Annotated in this window: 20 protein-coding genes; 6 read left to right on the top strand and 14 right to left on the bottom strand. The window is 61.8% G+C overall.

Going from position 1 to position 24,977, the window contains the following annotated elements:
• Window positions 1–47: 47 nt before the first annotated feature.
• From moeB to gpmA, 3 genes are all read right to left on the bottom strand, one after another.
• Window positions 48–833, bottom strand: a complete 786-nt coding sequence (gene moeB / locus AAGF34_RS00405; protein WP_342618666.1) for a molybdopterin-synthase adenylyltransferase MoeB — start codon at window positions 831–833, stop codon at window positions 48–50.
• Between the two features lie 7 nt (window positions 834–840).
• Complete coding sequence (locus AAGF34_RS00400) at window positions 841–2,277, bottom strand: S41 family peptidase (RefSeq protein ID WP_342618665.1); 1,437 nt, start codon at window positions 2,275–2,277, stop codon at window positions 841–843.
• A gap of 91 nt (window positions 2,278–2,368) precedes the next feature.
• Complete coding sequence (gene gpmA, locus AAGF34_RS00395; protein ID WP_342618664.1) at window positions 2,369–3,112, bottom strand: 2,3-diphosphoglycerate-dependent phosphoglycerate mutase; 744 nt, start codon at window positions 3,110–3,112, stop codon at window positions 2,369–2,371.
• Between the two features lie 116 nt (window positions 3,113–3,228).
• On the opposite strand from gpmA, the gene AAGF34_RS00390 reads away from it, so the two are divergent.
• From AAGF34_RS00390 to AAGF34_RS00375, 4 genes are all read left to right on the top strand, one after another.
• The gene (locus AAGF34_RS00390) at window positions 3,229–3,636 is read left to right on the top strand and encodes a rhodanese-like domain-containing protein (protein WP_342618663.1); all 408 of its coding nucleotides are present in this window, start codon (window positions 3,229–3,231) and stop codon (window positions 3,634–3,636) included.
• Window positions 3,637–3,653: 17 nt separating this feature from the next.
• Window positions 3,654–3,914: a glutaredoxin 3 gene (gene grxC / locus AAGF34_RS00385; RefSeq protein ID WP_342618662.1), complete on the top strand. Its 261-nt coding sequence runs from the start codon at window positions 3,654–3,656 to the stop codon at window positions 3,912–3,914.
• Window positions 3,915–3,994: 80 nt separating this feature from the next.
• Complete coding sequence (gene secB, locus AAGF34_RS00380) at window positions 3,995–4,447, top strand: protein-export chaperone SecB (protein WP_342618661.1); 453 nt, start codon at window positions 3,995–3,997, stop codon at window positions 4,445–4,447.
• A gap of 45 nt (window positions 4,448–4,492) precedes the next feature.
• Complete coding sequence (locus AAGF34_RS00375; RefSeq protein ID WP_342618660.1) at window positions 4,493–5,512, top strand: NAD(P)H-dependent glycerol-3-phosphate dehydrogenase; 1,020 nt, start codon at window positions 4,493–4,495, stop codon at window positions 5,510–5,512.
• Window positions 5,513–5,526: 14 nt separating this feature from the next.
• On the opposite strand, the gene cphA (AAGF34_RS00370) is transcribed toward AAGF34_RS00375, so the two are convergent.
• A complete protein-coding gene (gene cphA / locus AAGF34_RS00370; RefSeq protein WP_342618659.1) occupies window positions 5,527–8,097 on the bottom strand; it encodes a cyanophycin synthetase in 2,571 nt (856 codons plus the stop codon).
• Between the two features lie 9 nt (window positions 8,098–8,106).
• The gene (cphA, locus tag AAGF34_RS00365; protein ID WP_342621191.1) at window positions 8,107–10,284 is read right to left on the bottom strand and encodes a cyanophycin synthetase; all 2,178 of its coding nucleotides are present in this window, start codon (window positions 10,282–10,284) and stop codon (window positions 8,107–8,109) included.
• A 180-nt stretch (window positions 10,285–10,464) separates the two neighbouring features.
• Here cphA (AAGF34_RS00365) and AAGF34_RS00360 point away from each other — a divergent pair, with 180 nt between their 5' ends.
• A complete protein-coding gene (locus tag AAGF34_RS00360) occupies window positions 10,465–12,759 on the top strand; it encodes an ABC transporter ATP-binding protein (RefSeq protein ID WP_342618658.1) in 2,295 nt (764 codons plus the stop codon).
• Window positions 12,759–13,250, top strand: coding sequence for a DUF1854 domain-containing protein (locus AAGF34_RS00355; protein ID WP_342618657.1), 492 nt, complete (start codon window positions 12,759–12,761; stop codon window positions 13,248–13,250). The genes AAGF34_RS00360 and AAGF34_RS00355 overlap by 1 nt, the downstream gene beginning before the upstream one ends.
• Before the next feature lie 26 nt (window positions 13,251–13,276).
• Here AAGF34_RS00355 and panC read toward each other — a convergent pair whose 3' ends face one another.
• From panC to AAGF34_RS00310, 9 genes are all read right to left on the bottom strand, one after another.
• A complete protein-coding gene (gene panC / locus AAGF34_RS00350; protein WP_342618656.1) occupies window positions 13,277–14,101 on the bottom strand; it encodes a pantoate--beta-alanine ligase in 825 nt (274 codons plus the stop codon).
• Between the two features lie 3 nt (window positions 14,102–14,104).
• Window positions 14,105–14,998: a 3-methyl-2-oxobutanoate hydroxymethyltransferase gene (panB, locus tag AAGF34_RS00345; RefSeq protein WP_342618655.1), complete on the bottom strand. Its 894-nt coding sequence runs from the start codon at window positions 14,996–14,998 to the stop codon at window positions 14,105–14,107.
• A gap of 62 nt (window positions 14,999–15,060) precedes the next feature.
• Window positions 15,061–15,867: a ScpA family protein gene (locus AAGF34_RS00340; RefSeq protein ID WP_342618654.1), complete on the bottom strand. Its 807-nt coding sequence runs from the start codon at window positions 15,865–15,867 to the stop codon at window positions 15,061–15,063.
• Window positions 15,868–15,870: 3 nt separating this feature from the next.
• Window positions 15,871–16,077 (bottom strand): DUF3460 family protein, encoded by a 207-nt coding sequence (locus AAGF34_RS00335; protein ID WP_342618653.1) that lies wholly within the window; start codon window positions 16,075–16,077, stop codon window positions 15,871–15,873.
• Between the two features lie 22 nt (window positions 16,078–16,099).
• On the bottom strand, window positions 16,100–17,818 hold the full coding sequence (locus tag AAGF34_RS00330; RefSeq protein ID WP_342618652.1) for a SulP family inorganic anion transporter: 1,719 nt from the start codon (window positions 17,816–17,818) through the stop codon (window positions 16,100–16,102).
• Window positions 17,819–17,823: 5 nt separating this feature from the next.
• The gene (locus tag AAGF34_RS00325) at window positions 17,824–18,567 is read right to left on the bottom strand and encodes a YoaK family protein (RefSeq protein ID WP_342618651.1); all 744 of its coding nucleotides are present in this window, start codon (window positions 18,565–18,567) and stop codon (window positions 17,824–17,826) included.
• A 12-nt stretch (window positions 18,568–18,579) separates the two neighbouring features.
• On the bottom strand, window positions 18,580–20,664 hold the full coding sequence (metG, locus tag AAGF34_RS00320; RefSeq protein ID WP_342618650.1) for a methionine--tRNA ligase: 2,085 nt from the start codon (window positions 20,662–20,664) through the stop codon (window positions 18,580–18,582).
• A gap of 69 nt (window positions 20,665–20,733) precedes the next feature.
• Entirely contained in the window at window positions 20,734–24,321 is a 3,588-nt protein-coding gene (locus tag AAGF34_RS00315) for a response regulator (protein WP_342618649.1), read from the bottom strand.
• The gene (locus tag AAGF34_RS00310; RefSeq protein ID WP_342618648.1) at window positions 24,318–24,974 is read right to left on the bottom strand and encodes a histidine phosphatase family protein; all 657 of its coding nucleotides are present in this window, start codon (window positions 24,972–24,974) and stop codon (window positions 24,318–24,320) included. The genes AAGF34_RS00315 and AAGF34_RS00310 overlap by 4 nt, the downstream gene beginning before the upstream one ends.
• Window positions 24,975–24,977: the final 3 nt, after the last annotated feature.

Below are 24,977 nucleotides of genomic sequence, written 5' to 3'. Positions count from 1 at the left end.
AAAGTTCAGCTCAAAGTCTAACAGCAAGACCCGTATCAGTTACAACTTTATGCAGCGTGTTCCCCCGCCAGTTCCTGCTTTGATGGGCTCGTACCACAAACCGGACAAGTCGGATTGCGCGGCATGCGGATTTCATTCCATTCCATGGCACGCCCGTCCAGCATCAGCAAGCGGCCCTGTAGGCTGCGTCCGATTCCAACGATCAATTTGAGTGCCTCTGCAGCCTGCATGGAGCCAATGATTCCGACCAAGGGAGCAAACACGCCCATGGTGGAACATCGAACTTCCTCGAAGGTGGCTTCCGGTGGAAAGATGCAGGCGTAACAAGGGGCATCTGCTTGACCTGAGTCATATACGCTGATCTGTCCATCGAATTGAATGGCGGCTCCAGAAACCAGCGGCTTGCGATGTTGGACACATGCGGCGTTGACGGCTTGGCGCGTCTTGAAGTTGTCACAGCAGTCCAGTACGACGTCGGCATGCTGAACCAGTGCGTCAAGCGCCTTGGCGTCGACTCGGGTTTGCATTGCGTTGACCTGCGTGTGCGGATTGAGCGCTTGCAAGGTGTTCTTGAGTGACGCAACCTTGGGCGTTCCGACCGACTCGGTCCGGTGGGCAATTTGACGTTGCAGATTGGTCAGGTCCACCGTGTCGTCGTCCGTGACCGTGATAGTGCCCACTCCTGCGCAGGCCAGGTACATCGCAACCGGGGAACCCAGCCCACCGGCACCGATGACCAATGCGTGTGCGGCACGAATCCGCTCCTGACCCTCGATACCGATGTCATCGAGCAGGATATGCCGCGAATAGCGCAGCAGCTCTTCGTCCTGCATACTGCGCTTACTCTTCTTTCTGCTCTTCCTTGCGTTCGACCATGGTCTTGCTGACCAGTACAGGCTTGCCCTTGAGCTGGTTGATGGCCTGCATCAACTGGAAGTCCTTATCGGAGCCGAACTCGGGAGCCTTGCGCTCGGAGACTGGCTTGCGCGACTCCTCTTCCAGGCGCTTGAGTGCCTCGTCCCTGGCCTTTTCCCGTTCCGGATCTTTCTTTTCCTCGCCCTGGCCACTGGTCAGGTGCTTGTCGTAATCCGCTTCGCGCATGCGCAGCACGGCGTAAGGGCTGCCTTCTTCGGTTTCGTCCACCATGACGTCAGGGACAATGCCCTTGGCCTGAATCGAGCGTCCGCTCGGTGTGTAGTAACGTGAAGTGGTGATCTTCAGTCCCGTGTCAGGCCCCAGGGCGCGGAAGGTCTGCACCGAGCCCTTGCCAAAGGTCTGGCTGCCCATCAGGGTGGCCCGCTTGTGGTCCTGCAAGGCGCCAGCCACGATTTCACTGGCGGAGGCCGAGCCTTCGTTCACCAAAACCACCAAAGGCACTTTCTTCAGCTCAGGCGGCAGTGTCTTGATGGCATCCGCACCGGGAATGCCACGGAAGTCTGCCGGCGTGGCCTTGAGCACCTGCTTGCTTTCAGGCGTCTGCCCGTTGGTCGAAACCACGGTCACGTCTTCGGGAAGAAAGGCCGCCGAGATCGCTACGGCCGCATTGAGCAAACCGCCGGGGTCGTTGCGCAAGTCCAGCACAAAGCCCTTGATCTTGGGGTCCTGGTGGTAGATCTCGTTGACCTTGCGCACAAAGTCGTCCACGGTACGTTCCTGGAACTGGTTCAACCGAATCCAGGCATAGCCGGGTTCCACCAGCTTACCGCGCACCGACTGCTGCTTGATTTCTTCGCGGATGATGGTCACCGGGAACGTGCGGTTCTCATCTTTGCGGTAAATCGTGAGTACCACCTTGGTGGCAGGCTCGCCACGCATACGCTTGACCGCCTCATTCATGCTCAGGCCCTTGACGGCGGTATCGTCAATCTTGGTAATCAGGTCATTGGGCTTGAGGCCGGCGCGGAAGGCAGGGGAGTCCTCAATGGGCGAGACCACCTTGACCAAACCGTCTTCCTGGGTGATCTCGATGCCTACGCCTACGAACTTGCCGGAGGTGCCTTCCTTGAATTCCTTGAAGGACTTCTTGTCAAAATATTGCGAATGCGGATCCAGGCTGGAGACCATGCCAGCGATGGCGTCGGTGATCAGTTTCTTCTCGTCCACCGGCTCCACATAATCACTCTTGATCATGCCAAATACCGCGGCGAGTTGCTGCAACTCTTCCAGTGGTAGCGGCGCCATGGCACTCCGCGCAACCGTCTGCAGGGACACAGTTGTCAGCGCACCCGCGAGCGCGCCGACGGCTATCCATCCGGTGATTTTCAATTTTTGACCCATATGTGTTCCTGTCTCGCGCCAATATACACCGTGAGGTAAACACCGGGCAGACCCGGCCCGGGCTCCTCGGATGGAATAGGGTCTTTTTTACTTACGCTTTACCTTGGGATGCCACCGCTGCAGCGGCCTTGGCGACGGCTTCTGCATCACCCAGGTAGTAGTTGCGGATGGGTTTGAGGTCCGCATCCAACTCATACACCAGCGGGATGCCGTTGGGAATGTTCACGCCCACGATGGCGTCGTCCGCAATATTGTCCAGGTACTTTACCAATGCGCGGATGGAGTTGCCGTGCGCAGCAATCAGGACCTTCTTGCCTGAACGGATGGCCGGTGCAATGGACTCGTTCCAGAACGGCAGCACGCGGGCCACGGTGTCCTTCAGGCATTCGGTCAGAGGCACCTGTTCGGGCTGCAGCTTGGCATAGCGCAGATCGCCACGTTCACTGCGGGGGTCGGTCGGCTCCAGGGCGGGGGGGGGCGTGTCGTAGCTGCGGCGCCAGATCAGCACCTGGGCATCGCCGTACTGCTTGGCCATGTCGGTCTTGTTCAATCCCTGCAGGGCGCCGTAATGGCGCTCGTTGAGGCGCCAGGAGTGCACCACGGGCAGCCAGGTGCGGTCCATCTCGTCCAGGCAGTGCCACAGGGTACGGGTCGCACGCTTGAGCACGCTGGTGTAGGCCAGGTCAAATTCGTAGCCTTCGGCCTTGAGCAGTCGGCCCGCATTCTTGGCCTGTTCCACGCCAGTGGGGGTCAAATCCACATCGGTCCAGCCGGTAAAGCGGTTTTCAAGATTCCAGGTGGATTCGCCGTGGCGAACAAGAACAAGTTTGTACATGGTGAACGGACTGTGGTGGAGTGATCAATGGCCCATGCCCAACATGGGCCAGGTTCAGCATTCTAAAATGGAGGGCTAATGCTTTCGCAGGTGCGCAAGTACGAACAAGGAACAAAGTGAAATTTATTCTCGATAACTGGATGTTGATCTCCCTGGCGATGGTCTCCGGCGGCCTGCTTTTGTGGCCGGTGCTGCAAGGTGCGGCCACAGCGGGTCTGAGCCCGGCAGGTGCCGTATTGCTGGTCAACCGTGAAAAGGCGGTGGTTGTTGACGTGTCGGAACCCGGTGAATTTGCCGCAGGTCACTTGGGCAGCGCCAAGAATATTCCCTTGGGTGAACTGGAGAACAAGCTGGTGGCCACCGTGAAAAACAAGACGCTACCCCTGATCCTGGTATGCCAGACCGGTGCGCGCTCGGGCCGGGCTGTAGCCATTGCCAAGAAGCTGGGCTATGAGCAGGCCCAGAGCCTGGGTGGCGGTCTGACCGCGTGGAAGGGCGCCAACTTGCCCATTGAAAAAGCCTGATTTGCGAGCGAATGCCCATGCAAACCGTCAAGATGTACACCACGGCCGTCTGCCCTTACTGCATTCAGGCCAAACGACTGCTGCAGTCCCGCGGCGTGGCCGCCATCGAAGAAGTCCGGGTCGATGCCAATCCGCAGGAGCGCCTGCGCATGATGGAAATCACCGGCCGGCGCACCGTGCCGCAAATTTTTATCGGTAGCACCCATGTGGGGGGCTGCGATGATTTGATGGCGCTGGATGGCAAAGGGGGGCTGGTGCCCCTGCTGAACGGCGCCTGACATAATCGCCTGCGACAATTCCAATTCCAGCCCGCTGACGTTCTGAAGTGGGCTTTTCTTTACCTAGAAAGACCGTTCCCATGGCTGATCAAGCTCCTGTTTTCCAGATTCAACGCGTGTACCTCAAAGAAGCCTCCCTGGAGCAGCCCAACTCGCCTGCCATCCTGCTGGAGCAGGAACAGCCCTCGGTGGATATCCAGTTGGGTGTGGAGGCCGCACCCGTGGCCGATGGCGTGTTTGAGGTGAGCGTTACCGCCACGGTGCACACCAAGATCAAGGAAAAGACCGTTTTCCTGGTGGAAGCCAAGCAGGCCGGCATTTTCGAAATCCGCAACTTGGACGAAGCACAATTGGGCCAGATCATGGGCATCGCCTGCCCGCAAATCGTCTACCCCTATCTGCGCGGCAACGTGGCAGACCTGGTGCAGCGCGCTGGCTTCCCGCCCGTACATCTGCAGGAAATCAACTTCCAGGCCATGTATGAGCAACAGCGCAACGAAGCAGCTGGCGCTTCCGATAGCCTGCCGCAGTAAATCCACTGGCAAACGGGCAGAACCCCGTTTGCACAACGGACTGTCATGAATATCCTCGTACTGGGAGCAGGTGCCTGGGGCACTGCACTGGCGTTGAATGCAGCCCAGGCTTCTGGCGTGCACCAGGTAACCCTCTGGGCCCGGGACCAGGGTCAGGCGGCTGCCATGCAAAGCAGCCGCAGCAATGCGCGTTATCTGCCCGGCATTGCGTTCCCCGAGGCATTGCGGATCACCTGCAGCAGCCTGGAGGCGTTGCCAGCATTGTTGGCACAACAGGACTTGCTGGTAATCGCCTCACCCATGGCCGGTCTGCGCGACATGCTGGCCCAATTGCGTGGGTTCCAGAAGCCGGTGGCCTGGCTGTGCAAGGGATTTGAAGCCGAGCGCGAAGACAACTTTGGGTTGCTGGGGCATGAAGTGCAGGCCCAGGTGGCTCCGGCAATGCTGGCCGGAGTGCTCAGCGGCCCCAGCTTTGCCCAGGAGGTTGCCTTGTGCAAACCCACGGCACTGGTAGCCGCCAGCACCCACCCCGAGGTGCGTGATGCGCTGGTGGCGGCGTTTCACAACAGCAGCTTGCGCGTCTATGCCAACGATGACGTGGTGGGTGTGGAGGTCGGCGGTGCCGTGAAGAACGTGCTGGCCATCGCCACCGGACTGTGTGACGGACTGCAGTTGGGCCTCAATGCCCGTGCCGCGCTGATCACCCGGGGGCTGACGGAAATCACCCGTCTGGGTTTGGCGCTGGGAGCCAAGGCCGAGACTTTCATGGGGCTGAGCGGCCTGGGCGATCTGGTGCTGACTGCCACCGGCGACCTGTCGCGCAACCGACGTGTCGGTCTGGCATTGGCGCAGGGCAAATCCTTGGAGCAGGCTGTACATGAGCTGGGCCATGTGGCCGAAGGCGTGTACTGCGCCCACACCGTGTTGCAGCGTTCACGCAGCCTCAATGTGGAAGTTCCCATCACCGAGTGCGTAGTCGCTTTGTTGGAAGGACATATTCAGCCCGCGCAGGCCGTGGCCTTGCTGATGGGGCGTGAGCCGCGCATGGAAGTGCCGCAGGCCTGAGCCTGCAGTACCACTCAACCCGCAGCCACCTTGGCCGCGATGTGGGCCATGGCTTCTTCCACTTGGTCCACCAGAATGAGGCAGAGCTCGCCTTCCTTGAGTTTGTCCATGGCCTTGTCGATGGCCAGAAATTCACCGTAGATTTCAGATGACTCCTTGGTGCGCGGTGCGCCCTTGAGTCCTTCGCGCAACAAGGCAATGACTTCGCCGTCGCTGCGACCACGTTGGCACTGGTCTTCGAACATCACCACCTCGTCAAAGGCGCGGCCCAGAATCTCGGTTTGTTGCCGGATGTCCTGGTCACGCCGGTCGCCAGCCCCGCTGATGACGACACTGCGGCGGGTGGCGGGAATGCTCTCGACGGCTTGTACCAACGCCGCCATGGCATCGGGGTTGTGTCCGTAGTCAGCAATCACGGTGGCACCGCGATGCTTGAACATATTGAATCGGCCCGCCGCGTTGTCGCTGTCGTTGGAGAACGAAGACAGGCCGGTTTCAATGGTCACCCAGTCCACCTTCAGTGCCCAGGCGGCCGCGACCGAAGCCATCACGTTCTCGACCTGGAAGCCGATGGCCCCGCCCATGGTGATCGGGACTTTGTTGAGGGGAATGTGGTGCTTGAAGTCGCCCTTGGCGGCCACCAGATTGCCTTCTTCCACGTAGACCACTGCATGCCCTTGGGCACGGTGCGTGGCCATCACCGGATGGTGCCGGTCCTGAGTGAAGAAGGTGACCGAACCCTTGCATTTGCTGGCCATGCTGGCCACATTGGGGTCGGCCGCATTGAGAACGGCAACGCCGGTGGGCGCCACGTTCTGCACGATGACGCGCTTGAGAACGGCGAGCTCCTGCACCGTGGTGATGTAGTTCAGGCCGAGGTGGTCGCCGCTGCCCACATTGGTGACCACGGCCACGTCACAACGGTCGAAGGCAAGCCCCTCGCGTAGCACGCCACCGCGGGCGGTTTCCAGAACCGCCGCATCCACGTCAGGGTGCAGCAGAACACTGCGTGCACTCTTGGGGCCGCTGCAGTCGCCCGTGTCAATACACTGGCCATCCACGTAGACGCCGTCGGTATTGGTCATGCCCACCCGCAGGCCGTTGGTCTTGAGCAGGTGCGAAATCAGACGCACGGTCGTGGTCTTGCCATTGGTTCCTGTGACGGCGACTACCGGAATGCGCCCGTTGTCACCATTCTTGAACAGCAGCGAAATGATGGCCTCACCCACGGCGCGACCTTTGCCAAACGAGGGGGCCAGGTGCATGCGCAACCCCGGGGCCGCGTTTACTTCCACGACCCCGCCACCCTGTTCTTCCAGGGGGCGCAGGATGCTGTCGCTCACCACGTCAACGCCGCAGATGTCCAGGCCCACCATGTGGGCGGCGGCGACGGCGCGGGCGGCTACGTCCGGATGCACGTCATCTGTCACGTCGGTGGCGGAGCCGCCGGTGGACAGGTTGGCGTTGTTGCGCAGATTGACGCGCTGTCCCTTGAGCGGCACCGAATCGGCGGTGAAACCCTGGTTGGCCAGGCATTCCTTGGCGATTTCATCGAAGCGGATCTTGGTGAGCGAAGTGGAGTGTCCTGAGCCACGACGCGGGTCCTTGTTGACCTGCTCCACCAGTTGCGCAATGGTGCTCACGCCGTCACCCACCACTTTGGGTGGATCGCGTCGGGCGGCGGCCACTAGACGGTCACCCACCACCAGCAGGCGGAAATCGTTGCCCGGCATGTAGCGCTCCACCAGGATGTCGTCGCTGAACGTGCTGGCAACCTCGTAGGCCTTGCGCAATTGCTCTTCGCTGGTGATGTTGACTGTTACACCCTTGCCCTGATTGCCGTCCAGCGGCTTGACCACCACCGGCAGGCCGATTTCCAGGGCCGCCTTCCAGGCGTCATCCGCGTCGCTGACCGCGCGCCCTGTGGGTACGGGCACTCCGGCAGCGGCCAGCAGCTTCTTGGTGAGTTGCTTGTCCTGCGCAATGGCTTCAGAAATGGCGCTGGTGGCGTCAATTTCGGCCGCCTGGATGCGGCGCTTTTTGCTGCCCCAACCAAAGCGCACCATGCTGCCTGAGGTCATGCGGGCATAGGGAATGCCACGCGCGACGGCAGCATCCACGATGGAACCGGTACTTGGCCCTAAGCGAACGTCTTCATCCAGTTCACGCAGCGCGGCCAGTGCGGTAGCCACATCAAAAGGTGTGTCGCTGAGTGCGGCATTGCATAGCTGCTCAGCGATCTCCAGCGCCTTGCGACCAACCTCTTCCTCGCTGTACTCCACTACCACCTGGTACACGTTGTCGTCCAACGTGGGTGTTGTGCAACTGAAGGTCACCGGACAGCCGGCCTGTGCCTGCAACCCCAGCGTCACCAGCTCCAGCACGTGGGCCAGTGAAATTCTGTCGTTGTGGCCTGTAGGCTGCAGCGGGCTGAGTTCGGGAAAGCGCTCGCGCAGCCGCACCTCAAAGCCGGGCAACTCGTCAATCGAGTTTTCTTGCGGCGCACAGGACACGATGGATTGGATGGCCGTGTGGTGGCTCCACAGATTGGGACCGCGCAGGGCGCGAATGCGTGTGACTTCCATGTGGCGTGCTCAGTAAGGGGTTTTCTTGGGGGCGGATTCGAAGGTGCGCAATCCGGCGCCAATCAATTCGACGGGAATGTTCAATGCCCAGGCTGCGGCTACAGCGGCCATCACCATCTCGGGCTTGGATGCCTTGGCCGGCGTCAGACTGGACAGCGGCAGGCTGGCAGCGATCTGGGCGCCTTGGGCCAGGACGATGGCTTCACCCTGCAGCACCACCACGCGCTCACCGGCTTCGCGATGCGCGGCGATGGCTGGGTTGTCGGCATGCATGCCGTAGAAGATGACCTTGCCATCGCACAGCTCGGCCATTTCCACGGCCTGGTGGTCCGCTGCGTTGAGCACGGCGGTGCCACTGGGCAGCACCACGTCCACCTGGGTGCGAGCCACCTTGTAGGTCTGCTCGTCGTCGTGGATGTCATAGTGGGCCAGGCTTTCATGCCAGTTCACGTCGGTGACCACGCCCACGGTGCATTTGTCGTAGGCCAGTCCTTCACCCAGAATGACGGCTCCCGGATTCTCGAAAACGGCGGCCTGCACCGAGCGGTTGATCAGCACGCGCTGACCCGCTTCCCAGGTGGCGCAGTTGGCTTCGTCGATGCGGCGGCCGTCCAGATACAGGCCTTCGCTGCATGCCAGGCCCACATGCTTGCCACTGATGTGTACCAGCCAGGCCACCAAGCGCGCGATGCGGCCGGTGTTCCGGGTGCCGGTGATGCCGACGATGGGAATGCGGCCGTCCTTGCCCTCGCTGAACAGGTGATCAATGATGGCGCGTCCCACCGGTTGGCCGTTGCCGTTGGCAGGGCGGATGTGGGCCAGCAGACCCGGGCTGGCGTTGACCTCGATGACACAGCCACGCTGGCTCTCCAGGGGCTTGCCGGCGTCTTCCAGCACCATGTCCACACCCGCAATGTCCAGACCTACTACGCGGGCGGCCAGTGCGGCGGCATTGGCCACGCTGGGGTGTACCTTGTCGGTGATGTCGAACTGGACGTTGCCGTTGCGCTGTATCAGCACCTTCTGGCCAGCGGCAGGCACGGTTTCCGGTTTGAGGCCGGCACGCTCCAGCTCCAGAATGATCTCCCCGCTCTTGCTGGGCATCAGGGCGTTGAGCGGGAAGTCTTCACCGGTGCCGCGGCGCGGGTCGATATTGATCTGCAGGTCGGTCAGCTCGTCGATGTTGTGCACGCCGTCGCCGGTGACCCAGAGGTTTTCCCCCGCGGCTGCGGCCACCACCTTCTTGCCCACAACCAGCAGACGGTGTTCATTGCCGGAGATGTATTTCTCCACGATCACGGGACCCCCGCCACCCTTGCGGTGCGCCAGTTCGTAGGCTGCGCGCACTTCGGCCTCGGTGCAGAGGTCCAGTGAAACGCCGCGACCGTGGTTGCCGTCGTAGGGCTTGAGCACCACGGGAACGCCCACGTCCTGCGCGGCCTCCCATGCAGCATCGGCACTGCGTACCAGTTCGCCTTCGGGCACAGGTACGCCACAGGATTGCAGCAGGGACTTGGTCAGATCCTTGTCGCTGGCGATCTCTTCGGCAATGGCCGAGGTCTGGTCGGTTTCTGCCGTCCAGATGCGGCGCTGGGCGATGCCGTAGCCCAGTTGCACCAGGTTGCCGTCGGTCAGGCGGATGGAGGGAATACGGCGTGCCGTGGCGGCGTCCACAATGTGCGCGGTGCTGGGGCCCAGGCACAGGTCATCGACCATGTCGGTCAGGTCGGCCACGGTCTTGGTGATGTCAAATGGCTTGTCTTGAATGGCGGCCAATAGCAGCTCGCGCCCGGCTGCCAACGCGGCGCGGCCCACGTCTTCGTGCCGGGTGCGAAAGGCGATCTTGTAAATGCCCTTGGTGGACGTGCTGCGCGCCTTGCCAAAGCCGGTGCGCATGCCAGCCATGTTCTGCAACTCCAGGCAGACGTGTTCCAGAATGTGGGCAGCCCAGGTGCCTTCTTGCAGGCGCATGAGGAAGCCGCCGCGCACGCCGGGGCTGCATTCATGCTCTATCAGGCCGGGCAGCTGGGCGGTAAGGCGGTCGTAGAAGCCAGGGATGGTGTTGGAGGGATGGTTCTCCAGCTCGCCAATGTCAACCCATGCCTCAATAACCGGGCGATAGGTCCAGATGTTGGGTCCGCGTAAGTGGGTTACCCGAATAATGTCTATATTGATCTTGGCTTGCATGGCACTTTGTGGCATGGGCAGTCCACCGACATGGCGCTGTCCGCGTTGTGTATTCTCGCTCACTGACGGGTTGCCTGTTCAGTGGACCCAACCCTGGGGGTGGTATCTTCAGGAACGCCTGCCAAGGCTACCTGCCCAGAGCGCTGTCTGCGATTCCAAGAAAAATGAATTTTGTTTGCAATGACCACTGATATTTCCCTAGTCCGATCTGTGCCAGGTGAGATTGCCGTACCTTGGCGTTCCGCCTTGCAGGCCCGTCTGCACCCTCAGGAAAACGTTCTTGCCGCCCTGGAGGTTGACCTGGACGCCCGGCTGCACTTCGTCAGGGGACTGGTGGTGGTGACCAATGAGCGCGTCCTTAGCACCGATGGCGGCGCGGCGCATTGGCAGGACTGGCCGCTGACCAAGGGCCTGACCCTGCAGCACCACGACTATGCCGGCGTGGGGCATCTGGAGCTGGTGGACGCCACCGGCCTGCTGGCAAGCTGGCGCTTTACCCTGGGGCAGAACCTGCACGCGATCCGCCTGGTAGACCAGTTCACGCTGCAGCTGGAGAGCGTGGTGTCGGGCAAGCCGCTGGTGCAGGCGCTCAAGAACGTGTGCCCGAGTTGCAAGGCGCCGCTGGAGCCGGGCCAGGAGGAGTGCCCGGTCTGCACCAAGGTGATCCACACGCCACCGTCCACTTGGACCCTGTTTCGCCTGTGGCGCTTTGCCAAACCCTACCGTGGCCAGTTGTTCTGGGGTTTCCTGCTGATGCTGCTGGGCACTGCCGCCAGCCAGGTGCCGCCCTACCTGACCATTCCACTGGTGGACAAGGTGCTGATTCCGTTCCAGAACGGCCAGCATATCGAGCCTTCCACCATCGCCTGGTACCTGGCGGGTCTGTTGGGGGCGGGCTTGCTGGCCTGGATTCTGAGCTGGGCCAAGACCTACATTCTTGCGCTGGCCTCTGAGCGCATTGCCGCGGATCTGCGCACCACCACCTATGAGCATTTGCTGCGCCTCTCGCTGGAATACTTTGGCGGCAAACGCACGGGCGACCTGCTGTCGCGCGTGGGCAGCGAGAGCGACCGTATTGCGGTCTACCTGTCCCTGCACCTCACGGACTTTGCCAGCGACGTGGTGATGATCGTGATGACGGCCGTCATCCTGTTTTCCATGAATCCCTATCTGGCACTGATCACCCTGGTGCCGTTGCCCTTCATCGGCTGGATGATCCACTTTGTGCGCTACCGCCTACGCACCGGGTTCGAGAAGATCGACCGGGTCTGGGGTGAGGTCACCAACGTGCTGTCCGACACCATTCCCGGCATTCGCGTGGTCAAGGCCTTCGCCCAAGAGCAGCGCGAGGCCAAGCGTTTTCGCGAGGCCAACCGCCACAACCTGTTGGTGAATGATCGCATCAACAAGATCTGGTCCCTGTTCTCACCCAGCGTGTCGCTGCTCACCGAGATCGGTCTGCTGGTGGTCTGGGGCTTTGGCATCTGGCAGGTGTCCAAGGGCGATATCACCGTGGGTATGCTGCTGGCGGCCATTGCCTACATCGGTCGCTTTTACGGCCGGTTGGACTCCATGAGCCGCATCGTCTCGGTCACGCAGAAGTCGGCTTCTGCAGCCAAGCGCATCTTTGACATCCTGGACCACGTCTCCAGCGTGCCCGAGCCCGCCAACCCGGTTCACGTGGACAAGGTGCAGGGTCGCATCGAGGTGCGCGAGGTGGGCTTCCGCTATGGCAACCGGGAAGTCACCAAAGGCATCAACCTGAACATTGCGCCCGGCGAGATGATCGGGCTGGTGGGCCACAGCGGCTCCGGCAAGAGCACCCTGGTGAATCTGATCTGCCGCTTCTACGATGTGTCCGAGGGCGCGATTCTGGTGGATGGCGTGGACATCCGCTCCTATGCCATTGCCGACTTCCGCAAGAACATCGGCCTGGTGCTGCAGGAGCCTTTCCTGTTTTTCGGCACGATTGCGGAAAACATTGCCTACGGCAAGCCGGACGCCTCGCGCGAGGAAATCATTGCTGCAGCACGCGCGGCCCATGCACACGAGTTCATCCTGCGGCTCCCGCAGGGCTATGACTCCATGGTGGGTGAGCGTGGCCAGGGCCTCTCGGGTGGCGAGCGTCAACGCATTTCGATTGCGCGCGCCTTGCTGATCGATCCGCGCATCCTGATCCTGGACGAGGCCACCTCGTCGGTGGACTCCGAGACCGAAAAGGAAATCCAGAAGGCCCTGGAAAACCTGGTTCAAGGCCGCACCACCATCGCCATTGCCCACCGGCTCTCCACCTTGCACCGCGCCGACCGGCTGGTGGTGCTGGACCGTGGCTCGGTGGTGGAAGAGGGCACGCATGACGCGCTGATGGCCAAGCAAGGTGCCTACTACAACCTCTACCAGGCGCAGGCACGCAACATGGATGTGGACATGGATGCCGACCAGGCTTCCGACAACGCTGAGAAGGAGGGCGCGTGATGAGCGTCCCACACACACCTGACCGTACCCCATTTGTGCTGGAACGCAATGCGTTCGGCAAGCTGATCCTGACCACGCCCGAAGGGGATCGCCATGAGGCCGTGGTGCCGGTACGTGCCTTCCCCATCCAGTCGCCGGATGTGGGCATTTCGATTGTGAGCACCGATGGCCAGGAAGTGGGCTGGGTGGACCGTTTGGTCGATGTGCCTGAGCCCACGCAGGGCCTGATCCGTGCTGAGTTGGCAGCGCGTGAGTTCATGCCAGTCATTCAGCAGATCGTGTCAGTGACCAGCTTTTCCACGCCGTGCACCTGGACGGTGGAGACCGATCGTGGGGAGACCGAGTTTGTCTTGCGGGGAGATGAAGACATTCGCCGCATTGGCAAGGACAACGCCTTGCTGATCGCGGATACACATGGCATTCAGTACCTGGTGCGGGACCAGTTTGCGTTGAATGCGGAGAGCAAGCGGATATTGGATCGGTTTCTGTAGGCTGCTTCTATGCAGGGCAAGCCGTATCAAACTTCCAGGTTGTCGATCAGTCTTGTCGTGCCCAGTCGCGCAGCGGCCAGCACCACCAAGGCGTCGCCGTTGTGTGGTGCCTGCAAGTCGGTGCGACGGCGTGCCGTCACATAGTCCGGCTTCCAGCCCGCATCTGTCAGCGTTTGCATAGCTTGCGCCTCCAACGCGGCATAGTCCGTGCGTCCGCTGCGCAATGCATCGGCAAAGGTCTTCAGGGTTTGCGACAGCAATACCGCGGCCTGGCGTTCGGAGGAGCTCAGGTAACCGTTGCGGGATGACATGGCCAGGCCATCGTCGGCGCGGCGCGTGTCCAGGCCCACGATGTCCACCGGCATGGCGAACTGCTGCACCATCTGGCGGATCACCATCAGCTGCTGGTAGTCCTTCTTGCCGAACACGGCTGTGCGTGCCTGCGTGGCGCTGAGCAACTTCATCACCACGGTGGCCACACCGGTGAAGAAGCCGGGGCGAAACTCGCCTTCCAGGATGTTGGCCAGCGCGGGCGGCGGTTGCACCAGAAAGGTCTGGGGCTGGGGGTACAGCTCTTTTTCAGCGGGGGCAAACACGATGTCGCAACCCACTTCCTCGAGCTTGGCGCAGTCCTGCTCCAGCGTGCGCGGATAGGTGTCGAAGTCTTCGTTGGGGCCGAACTGCAAGCGGTTCACGAACACCGTGGCGACGGTAACGTCCCCCAGCGATTTGGCAGCCTGTACCAACGCAATGTGACCCGCATGCAGATTGCCCATGGTGGGCACTACGGCAGGATGGCGGTAGGCGCCCAGCAAGGAGTGCAGGTCAGAAATGGTGTGTATAAGCTTCATGGATTACCAGGCATGAACTGCGTTGTCGGGGAAGCTGCCATTTTTCACGGCGGCAACATAGGCCTCCATGGCGCCGCGCACGCTGCCGGCGTCCTGCATGAAGTTGCGCACGAACTTGGGCATCTTGCCCAGGTTCATGCCCAGCATGTCGTGCAACACCAGCACTTGTCCAGCGGTGCCATTGCCCGCACCGATGCCGATGGTGGCGCAGTGCAACAGTTCCTGGGTCAGCTCGGTGGCAATCTGGTGCGGCACCATTTCCAGCACCAGCATGGCTGCGCCGGCATCCTGCAGTTCATGCGCATGTTTTTTGAGCTGTACGGCACCGGCTTCGGTCTTGCCCTGCACACGGTAGCCACCCAGCGCATGCACGGTCTGGGGTGTCAGGCCCAGGTGGGCGCACACTGGTATGCCGCGCTCCACCAGGAAGTGCACGGTGTCGGTGGTCCAGCCGCCGCCTTCGAGTTTGACCATATGGGCGCCCGCCTGCATCAGCACGGAAGCGCTACGGATGGCCTGTTCGCGCGACTCGTGGTAGCTGCCATAGGGCAGGTCGGCAATCACCCAGGCAGTGGCCTGGGCACGGTACAGGCCGCGGGTCACACTCTCGGTGTGGTAGCGCATGGTCTCCAGACTCACGCCGACGGTGCTGGCCAGGCCCTGGCAGACCATTCCCAGGGAATCACCGATCAGTATGGTTTCCACGCCAGCTGCATCGGCCACTGCGGCAAAGGTGGCGTCGTAGGCGGTGAGCATGCAGATCTTTTCGCCGCGGGTGCGCATTTCCTGCAGGCGTGGCAGGCTCATGGGGCGGCGGCTCGGCATGGGCGACGCCGGGGCAAACGTGCCGTAGGGCGTGGCATGTAAAGCGGCGTTGCCAGCAGGGGCTTCAGTCATGGCATCTCCAAGAAGACAGCGAAATTGGCCCGAATACTAACCGCTCTTGCGGAGGGCCTGGATCAGGTGGGCGAGTAGGCTAGGCGCACATAAATCGGCGCAAAGGCCTCGGCCTGGGTGATTTCAATCAAAGTTTCCTTGGCCAGCTCCAGCATGGCGATGAAGGTTACCACCAATACCGGAGTGCCCAGTTCGGGATCGAAAAGGTCTTCAAAACCGACAAAACGGCGGCCTTGCAGCTTCTTGAGCACGATGCTCATGTGCTCACGCACCGACAGTTCCGCACGGCTGATCTTGTGGTGCTGCACCAGCTTGGCACGCTTGAGGATGTCGCGCCAGGCTTCCTGCAAGTCCACTAAATGCACCTCCGGAAAGCGCGGCTGCAGGCTTTGCTCGATGAAGATGCTGGCCTTGAGGAAGTCGCGGCCGAATTGGGGGATGGCGTTCAGGCGTGCTGCGGCCAGCTTCATCTGCTCGTATTCGAGCAACCGGCGTACCAGTTCGGCACGCGGATCTTCGGCCTCTTCTCCTTCGGCCACCTTCTTGGGCGGCAGCAGCATGCGCGACTTGATCTCGATGAGCATGGCCGCCATCAGCAGGTACTCGGCGGCCAGTTCCAGATTGCGCTTGCGGATCTGCTCCACGTAGACCAGGTACTGCTTGGTCACGCTGAGCATGGGAATGTCGAGGATGTTGAAGTTCTGCTTGCGGATCAGGTAGAGCAGCAAGTCCAGCGGGCCTTCAAAGGCCTCCAGGAACACTTCCAGCGCATCGGGCGGGATGTAGAGGTCCTGCGGCAGCGCAAACAGTGGCTCGCCGTAGAGGCGTGCCAGCGCAACCTGGTCTACGACCTCGGGCGTATCGGACACAGCTTAGGTGTTGTCCGTCTGGTAGACGTAGGGCTTTTGCGCCACTTTCGCCTTGCGAAAGCCCAAGAGGGCCAAACGGTCAATGGCTTTGTCCCACAGCAGGGAGCGGCCCTTGCGTTGCTCTTCTTCCAGCGCCGGGCGGGCGGTCTTGAGCTGATTCAGGAACTGGGTGGTATCGGAACGGTAATCGGGGCGGCGGAAAATCGACATGGTGGAACCTCTTTGCGCTATTTTACGTGGTGGCGGGCGTGTGGGGCGCATCCAGATGGGCCAGACCGAAACTTGCCCGCATGGCAGTGGCCACGTCCGGGTAGATGTGTTGCGGCCCCACGGCGGCCACAAAGCCGCTGCGCCGGGCAATGTCCAGCGGCTGATGCATCAGGCCGCAGATGACCAGACGCACACGGTTCTTGTGGCAGGCGCGGGCCAGATCATTGAGCGTATCGGCACCGCTGGAATCCACATAGATGACATTCTTGAGGTCCAGGACGATGGTGCGCGCAGGCAGCGTGTCCTGAATCTCCTCAATGATCTTCACTGCGCCAAAAAACAGGGCGCCATACAGCCGGTAGGCCGAAACCTGTCCTTGCAGCCCAGCCAGATCCGGGTAGTCGGCAGCGGTCAGCTCTTCCGAGCGCGACAGGCTGGAGATGCGGTAGATGAAGGTGATGCAGGCTGCCACCAGGCCCACTTCCACGGCCACGGTCAGGTCGAACACCACGGTCAGGAAAAACACCGCCAGCAGCGTGACGCGATAGGGCAGGCGGAACTGGCGCAGATGCAAGAACTCGCGCCACTCGCCCATGTTCCAGGCCACGAACATCAGGATGGCCGCCATGGCCGCCAGCGGGATGTTCTGCGCCAGCGGTGCGGCCACCAGCATGACCAGTAGCAAGGTAAATGCATGCACCACACCCGCGATGGGGGAGGTGGCGCCGCCCTTCACGTTGGTGACGGTGCGCGCAATGGTTCCGGTGGCCGGCATGCCACCAAAAAAGGGCGTGATGAAGTTGGCAATGCCTTGCGCCATCAGCTCCTGGTTGGGGTTGTGGCGGTCGTCAATCATGCCGTCAGCCACCCGCGCGCACAGCAGCGACTCGATGGCGCCCAGCATGGCCAGCGTGGTGGCGGGTATGAACAGAAAGCGTACGGTGTCCCAGGAGAAGTCCGGCCAAGCCAATGCCGGCAGGCTCGAAGGAATGCCACCGAACTTGCTGCCTATGGTCTCGACCGGGAGATGCGTGATGGAAACGAATGCGGTAGTCAGCACCAGCGCCAGCACCGAGCCCGGAATCAGCTGCACGCGCTCGTTCCAGACCGGGTCTTTGACCCATGCGGGCACCAAAAAGCGCCAGCAGACAATCAACGCCAGGGACGCCAGTGCCACACAGGTGGCCGGCAGGTTGAAACTGGGCAGCGCATGGACCAATGTGGATGCCATGCCAAAGAATTCGCCCGGCAGCTTGGCGATGCGCAGACCCAGAAAGTCCTTGACCTGCGAGAGCGCAATCAGCACCGCAATGCCGTTGGTAAAGCCGATGATGACTGACACCGGGATGAAGCGCACCAAGGTGCCCATCTTGAACACGCCCATGGCAAACAGCATCACCCCGGACATGGCGGTGGCAATGACCAGGTTGGCCAGCCCGTAGCGCTCCACGATGCCGTAGACGATGACGATGAAAGCGCCCGCCGGCCCACCGATCTGCACCTTGCTACCACCCAGCAACGAAACCAGAAAGCCCGCAATGATGGCTGTGAACAGACCCGCCTCCGGCTTGAGCCCGCTGGCAATTGCAAAGGCCATGGCCAGCGGCAGAGCCACTACACCCACCGTGAGACCCGCGCCAATGTCCTTGGTCAACCGGTGCCGGTTGTAGCCCTGCAGGCAATCCAGCAACCGGGGGTGGAAAAAGCGCAGGGCCTTCTTGCTTGATGCAATGTTTGACATGGTGCTTAGTGCGGGTCAATCCAGTTTCTGGCATCGTCCAGTACGGGGCGCATGACCAGCAGCAACAGCAAAATGGACAGGGGAACGGTGGCCACGTAGCCCACGGTCTTGAAGCCGACGGCCCCAGTCAGCGCACCGACGAAGAAACTGCCTACCAGCTTGAAGTGGATGGCCAGCCGCTGCCGGTTGGCTACTACCTTGTTGTCCCGCGTGAGACGGTTGACGTAGAACAGCTTGCCCAGTTCGATGCCCATGTCGGTGATCAGACCGGTCATATGCGTGGTGCGGATCTCCGCATGCGAAATCTTGGTGATGACGGCGTTCTGCAGGCCCATGATGAAGCACAGCAGCAGCACGGTGAGCGGCGCAAAAAAGCCGGCCCAGACGTTGATGCCGGCACCAAACAGGCCAAACACCAGCAGCAGCAGGGCTTCGAGCAGCAGCGGCCTGCCATAGGCGCTTTGCAGGTTGCGGCGCAGCGCCCAGTTCACCATCCAGGCGGTGGTCATGGCACCAGAAATGAATGCCAGCACGGCTGCCAGACCTGCCAGAGCCAAGCCCACCTGCCCGAGCACCAGGTTGTCGGCCACCGAGGACACGATGCCGCTCATGTGCGAGGTGTACTGGCCCACCGCCAGAAAGCCTCCGGCATTGGTGGCACCCGCCACAAAACACAAAGTCACCCCCAGCCGCATGTTGTTTTGGGCGGTGCGCTGTACCGAAGTCCAGCCGCGCAGCAGGGGGATCATGGCGTGGCGCGCTTAGTGGATCCGCATGCCCGGCATGGCACCGGGTCGGGGGGTCAGGATGTAGATGCCGGGGTCTTCCTTCTCGTCGGCATGGCTGGCAGCCAGCACCATGCCTTCGGAGATGCCGAACTTCATCTTGCGCGGCGCCAGGTTGGCCACCAGCACGGTGTACAGGCCGACGAGCTGCTCCGGTTTGTACATGCTGGCGATGCCGCTGAACACGTTGCGGGTGCGGGGTTGGCCCGCGTCGTCGGTCTCGCCCACGTCCAGCGTGAGGCGCAGCAGCTTGGTGGAGCCCTCCACGGCTTCGCAGTTCACTATTTTGGCAATGCGCAGATCGATCTTGGCGAAGTCGTCGATGCTGATGGTGGGGGCAATCTCCTCGCCACCGGGCGCAACCTTCTCCACCACGGGGGCGGGGGGCGGTTCGAATAGAGCGTCGAGTTGCTCGGGGGTTACGCGTTGCATCAGGTGCTGGTAGGGCTGGATGGCCTGCACATCGTGCTTCACCAGATTCCACTCTCCCATGCTGCTGCCGGTGAATTGCTCCACTGCCCGCGCCAGGCCCGGCAGCACCGGTGCCAGGTAGCGCGTCAGCACCGCAAAGCTGTTGATCAACACGGAGCAAACCTGGTGCAGTGCCTCGTTGTTGGCCACATCCTTGGCGAGGTCCCAGGGCTTGTTCTGGTCCACATAGGCGTTGACCTTGTCGGCCAGCAGCATGATTTCGCGCGTGGCCTTGCCGTACTCGCGGGCCTCGTACATCTGCGCGATGCTGTCGGAAGCGCCACGCAGTTCATGGACCAGTGCAGCACCTTGTGCGCCGAACTGGTGGGTCAGCTTGCCCTCAAAGCGCTTGGTCAGGAAGCCGGCGGCGCGGCTGGCGATATTCACGTACTTGCCAATCAAATCGCTGTTGACCCGCGCCATGAAGTCATCGGCGTTGAAGTCGATGTCCTCGTTGCGGGCCGACAGTTTGGCCGCCAGGTAGTAGCGTAGCCATTCGGGGTTCATGCCCAGGCTGAGGTACTTGAGCGGGTCCAGGCCGGTGCCGCGGCTCTTGCTCATCTTTTCGCCGTTGTTGACGGTGAGGAAGCCGTGCACGAACACGTTGTCGGGCGTCTTGCGGCCGCTGAAGTGCAGCATGGCGGGCCAGAACAGGGTGTGGAAGGTGACGATGTCCTTGCCGATGAAGTGGTACTGCTCCAGCGCCGGGTTGGCCATATAGGCGTCGTAGCTCTCGCCGCGCTTGTCCAGCAGGTTCTTGAGCGAAGCCAGGTAGCCCACGGGCGCGTCCAGCCAGACGTAGAAGTACTTGCCCGGTGCATCCGGAATTTCGATGCCGAAGTAGGGCGCATCGCGGCTGATGTCCCAGTCGCCCAGGCCTTCGCTGGTGGAGCCATCCGGGTTGGTGCGTACGGTGAACCATTCCTTGATCTTGTTGGCCACCTCGGGCTGCAGCTTGCCGTCTTGCGTCCACTGTTCCAGGAAGGCCACGCAGCGCGGGTCGGAGAGTTTGAAGAAGAAGTGCTCCGAAGCTTTGAGTTCCGGCTTGGCACCGGAGAGCGCCGAGTAGGGGTTGATCAGGTCGGTGGGCGCATAGACCGAGCCGCAGACCTCGCAGTTGTCGCCGTACTGGTCCTTGGCGTGGCACTTGGGGCATTCGCCCTTGATGTAGCGGTCTGGCAGGAACATGTTCTTCTCGGGGTCGAAGAACTGTTCGATGGTCTTGGTCTCGATCAGCGAGCCGTCCGCGCGGTCGCGCAGGTCGCGGTAGATCTGACGGGCTAGCTCGTGGTTCTCGGGGCCGTCGGTGCTGTGCCAGTTGTCAAAGCTGATATGAAAGCCATCCAGATATTGCTTGCGGCCAGCGGCAATGTCGGCTACGAACTGCTGCGGCGTCTTGCCGACCTTTTCGGCGGCGATCATGATGGGCGCGCCGTGCGTGTCGTCTGCACCTACAAAGTTCACCGCATGGCCCTGCATGCGCTGGAAACGCACCCAGATGTCGGCCTGGATGTATTCCATGATGTGGCCGATATGGAAGTTTCCGTTGGCGTAGGGCAGCGCAGTGGTGACAAATAGTTGGCGGGACATGGGGGAAGACTTTCAAAGACAGTCCCCGATTTTAGTCCGGGGGTCAGGCAGAGCTGCGCGAAGGTGGCTTCAGGATGGCCCGCTGGCCTGCGCCAGCAGCGGTTCCAGCAGTTGCAGGGCGTCGTTGAAGGCAAAGTCATCCATGGCCTTGCCCAGGGCCTGGCACTGCCCGGGAAAGTGCATCGCCATGGAATCCCGCACACCGGCGTAGTAGTCGGCCGCGTCCAGGTCGTCGGTGGAAAGCAGGGTACGCAGGGTGAGCAGACGCTGCAGCAGCTCTTCGCGGCTGCTGGCATTGGCGGCAGGGCTGTGCGGCTCCCAGTCGTGCAGCGCGTCCTGCAACGCAGCCATTGCCGGCGCCATCTGTTGCAGTGCATTGGCAACCTGCTCGTCGGAGTCGCCCTGGCGCACATGCCGTTCCGCGTCCGCAGCCAGGGCCTGCAAATCCAGCAGACCGACTGTGCCTGCCAGGCCCTTGAGCGTATGCAGTGTGCGTTGCGCCGCTGCGTTGTCTCCGGCTTGCAGCTGCTGGCGGGTGAGCTGCAGGTCATTGCCATGGTCATTGACAAAACGCTGCAACAGTCGCGCCAGATGCTCGGCATTGCCCCGGAAGCTGCGCAGCCCGTGCCTGAGGCTGAGCCCCGGAACGCAGTCCAGCTGCCGCATCAAGTGGCCCAGTGCCGGATCGGCGTCCACCTGCTCGGGCCATTGTGAGGTCCATTGGGATTCCTCCATGTGGCTCACCGCACCGGGTAGCCACAGGGCCAGCACATGGGCCAGCAGCTCCGGGTCCACCGGTTTGGACAGGTGGTCATTCATGCCGGCCTCCACGGAGGCTGCCCGGTCTTCGGCAAAGGCGTTGGCCGTCATGGCGACTATGGGCGTGTCGGCATGGCCGCTGAGCTTGCGGATCCGGCGGGTGGCTTCCAGACCGTCCATGCGCGGCATCTGCATGTCCATCAGGATCAGGTCATAGGCCTTGCGGCCTGCCTTGTCTACGGCGATCACGCCGTCTTCGGCAAGGTCCACATCAAAACCCATGTCCAGCAGCAGTTCGGTGGCCACTTCCTGGTTGAGCGCGTTGTCTTCGACCAGCAATACCTTCTTGCCGGGCAAAAAGCGGGGCACGGTATCCGGCGGGTTCGGATGGTCGTCGGCCACCTGGGCCAGGCCCCAGGTCTTGGCAATGCTCTCCGCCAGCCGCGCGGGCATCACCGGCTTGGCGATGAAGTCGGCGAACTCGTTGTCATCCAGCACGTTGTCCGGACAGCCGCTGCTGCCGCTGACCAGCACGCAAACCGGCTTGAGGCGTAGCGGCAACTGCCGGATACGTTGCCAGGTCTGCGTTCCATTGAGGCCCGGCATCTGCCAGTCGGTAAAAATCATCTGGTAGGGGTCACCGTTGGCATCGGCCTCGGTGACGCGTTCCAGCGCCATGGTCCCGTTGGATACCGCGTCGGCCCGGGCCCCCAGGCTGGTGAGCATGTCCACCAGAGGCTCGCGCGCCTCTTCCATGTCATCGATGACCAATACCCGGGTGCGCGGCGGCATGGCGCCCGCGGCGCGCGACGGCTTGGCGGAGCACACGCCGAATGGGGCTTCCAGCCAGAAGGTGCTGCCTCTGCCCACCTCACTGCTGACGCCCACGCTGCCACCCATGAGGTCGGCCAGGCGCCGCGAGATGGCCAGGCCCAGACCGGTACCGCCGTAGGTGCGGGTGGTGGACACGTCAGCCTGCTGAAACGCTGCAAACAGCCTGGACTGTTGTTCCGGACTCAGGCCGATGCCGGTGTCGCGCACCTCGAAGCGCACGTGGTCGACATCGCCTTCGCGGCGCACCACTTCACCGTGCAGAACCACGCTGCCGCGCTGGGTGAACTTGATGGCATTGGCCACAAAGTTGAGCAGGATCTGCCCCAGGCGCACGCCGTCGCCATGCAGCACTTCCGGCACGTTGCGGATGTCGGCCACCACTTCCAGGCCCTTCTCTTCGGCCTTGTCGTGGGTCAGGGTGAAGATGTTGGCCACCACGCGCTCCAGCTCGAAGTTGGTGGGGTCCAGGGTCATCTTGCCGGCTTCGATCTTGGAAAAGTCCAGGATGTCGTTGATGACGGCCAGCAGGTGGATGGCCGCGCCAGAAATCTTGTCGAGCTGTTGTATATGGCGGTTCTTGGTGGTGTCGCGGCGTATCAGGTGCGTGAGACCAATGATGGCGTTCATGGGCGTGCGGATTTCGTGGCTCATATTGGCCAGGAACGAGCTCTTGGCCCGGTTGGCCTCTTCTGCCACTTCCTTGGCAGCGCGCAGTGCCTCGTTGGTTTTTTGCAGCTCCTGCGTTTGCAGCTCCAGCGCCTGGCTCGTCTTTTCCAGTGCGGCAGTGCGGTCCTTCACCATGGTTTCCAGCTCTTCGCGGTAGCGCGCAAGCTCACGCTCGCTGCGTTTGCGGTCGGTAATGTCCACCCAGACCCCGGACAGGAAGGTGCCGTTGCGCAGCACCAGCGGGCGCATGGAGATCCAGAAATCGCGCAGCTGGCCGGACTTGGTGCGGCGCCGGTTTTCGAAGGTCTGGCCGGTTCCGTCCATGATGCGGAGCACGCGTTCGTCCACACCGGCGCGATCCATGTCGACCTGCAGGTCGTAAATGGTCAGCATTGCAAACTCTTCGGCCGTATAGCCCAGTGCCTCATGGGTGGCGCGGTTGAAGCTGGAGAAATGCAGCGTCTTCAGGTCCAGCACCCCTATGCCGATAGGGGCCTGGCTCACGATATTGGAGTACAGCTCTTCCCGATCACGCAGCTCTTCCTGTGCGATCAGGTGTTCCTGCTGGACTCGGCGGAAGGCCAGCACCGCGTTGGCCATTTCGCCGATCAATGTGCCGCTGCGTTTGGCCATCGTTGCGATGGCACTGAAAGCCTGCTCATCGGCAGGTCCGGTGTGACCCTCGCTCAGGTTCTGCAGACTGTTCTGCAGCAGGTCCAGGCGCCGCGTCAGGGTTACCGAAGCCATCAACCACAGCAAGATCATCCCCATGGTGGCTAATGTGCTGAACGCGCTGAGTTTTTTTGCTTCATAAGCCAGGCGGGCGCGGCCCTCGGCACCGCTCTTCATGGCGTGGTCGGTGTAGATGGAGGCAATGTCTGCGATCTGCAGGGCGAAGTCGGCGTAATGCGGATTGGCGTCTGCCAGGTACTTTGCCGCCTGCTTGTGATCCACGGAAATGATGTCCGTGCTCATCAGGACGAACTGCCGGAATTGCAGAAAAGACGCCAGAGCCAGCGACAGTTTGGCCTGCACCAGGACTTGGTCTCTGGCGCTTCCCAGCTCGGAAAGACGCTTTTGCAGCACTGCAACCTGCTCGACGATCTGGCTATGCAGCCTGTACGCTTGGGCTTCGTCTATCTTGCCTTCCTCGGCCTCATTCAGTGCCAACATGACGCGTTGTTGAACCAGCAGCAGGTTGCGGCTGATGTCGGCCGCGTCGGACGCGGTGCGCGCATCCGCGTCAAACTCTGCCGAGAGTGCTTCTTGCTTCTCGCGCAGACTGGACTGTGCCCAACGGTCAAACGCCGCACCGCAACCCAGCGCCACCGCCACCGGCACAAAGAAATACAGCAGAAAGAGAATGCGCCGCAGCTGGCTGCGGTTGGTGTGACTCATTTGAGCAGGGTTGCCCACAAGGTGGGCGGTATGCTGCCGAGGTATTCAAACCGGTCCTGCCCTAGGGGGCGGAGCACGACCACCGTGCCTTCGGGTTTGACGAAGTAGCCCATCAGGTCTGCCATGTTGGGCGCATGCGCCACCAGTACGCGGTTGGTGCCTGGCGCAACAGGGGCGGACACGAGCTTGCGTGTGGCGGCCAGCACCGGTTTCTTTTCCTCGGCCGTGAGGTTGGCGGAATAGGCCAGATTCAGATCGGAGTGCATTTTCCCTTTCATCGCGGGAAAGGCCAGCTCGGCGCTTTCACGGGCACGGCAGAGCGGGCTGAAGAAAACCTCGCCAACGGGAATCCTTGCCTTGACCAGTTCCTGTCCGATGGCTGCGGACAACTTGCGCCCTTCATCGTTGAGCACACGCTGTGTCGAGCAGTCGTTCAGGTCGACGGATGGTGCGCGGTCTGCACGGCTGTTGTCGGTGGTGCCGTGGCGCATGTAGAGCACGTAGCCGCCCTTGCGCAGTTCGGTCAGCAGCTCCGGGGTGACCATTTTTTCCACAAAGGCAGTCTCAGCGCCTTGTGCCCACACAATGCCGGTGGCGGTCAGGACGGTGGCGCAAGCGGCGAGGATTCGGATCAGTAGCGAATGGCGGGTCATGGT

Origin of the sequence: Rhodoferax sp. GW822-FHT02A01, from assembly GCF_038784515.1 — a bacterium.
Lineage (GTDB): Bacteria > Pseudomonadota > Gammaproteobacteria > Burkholderiales > Burkholderiaceae_C > Allorhodoferax.
The sequence above is the reverse complement of the archived record's forward strand: the minus strand, read 5'-3'. Positions and strand labels throughout refer to the sequence as shown.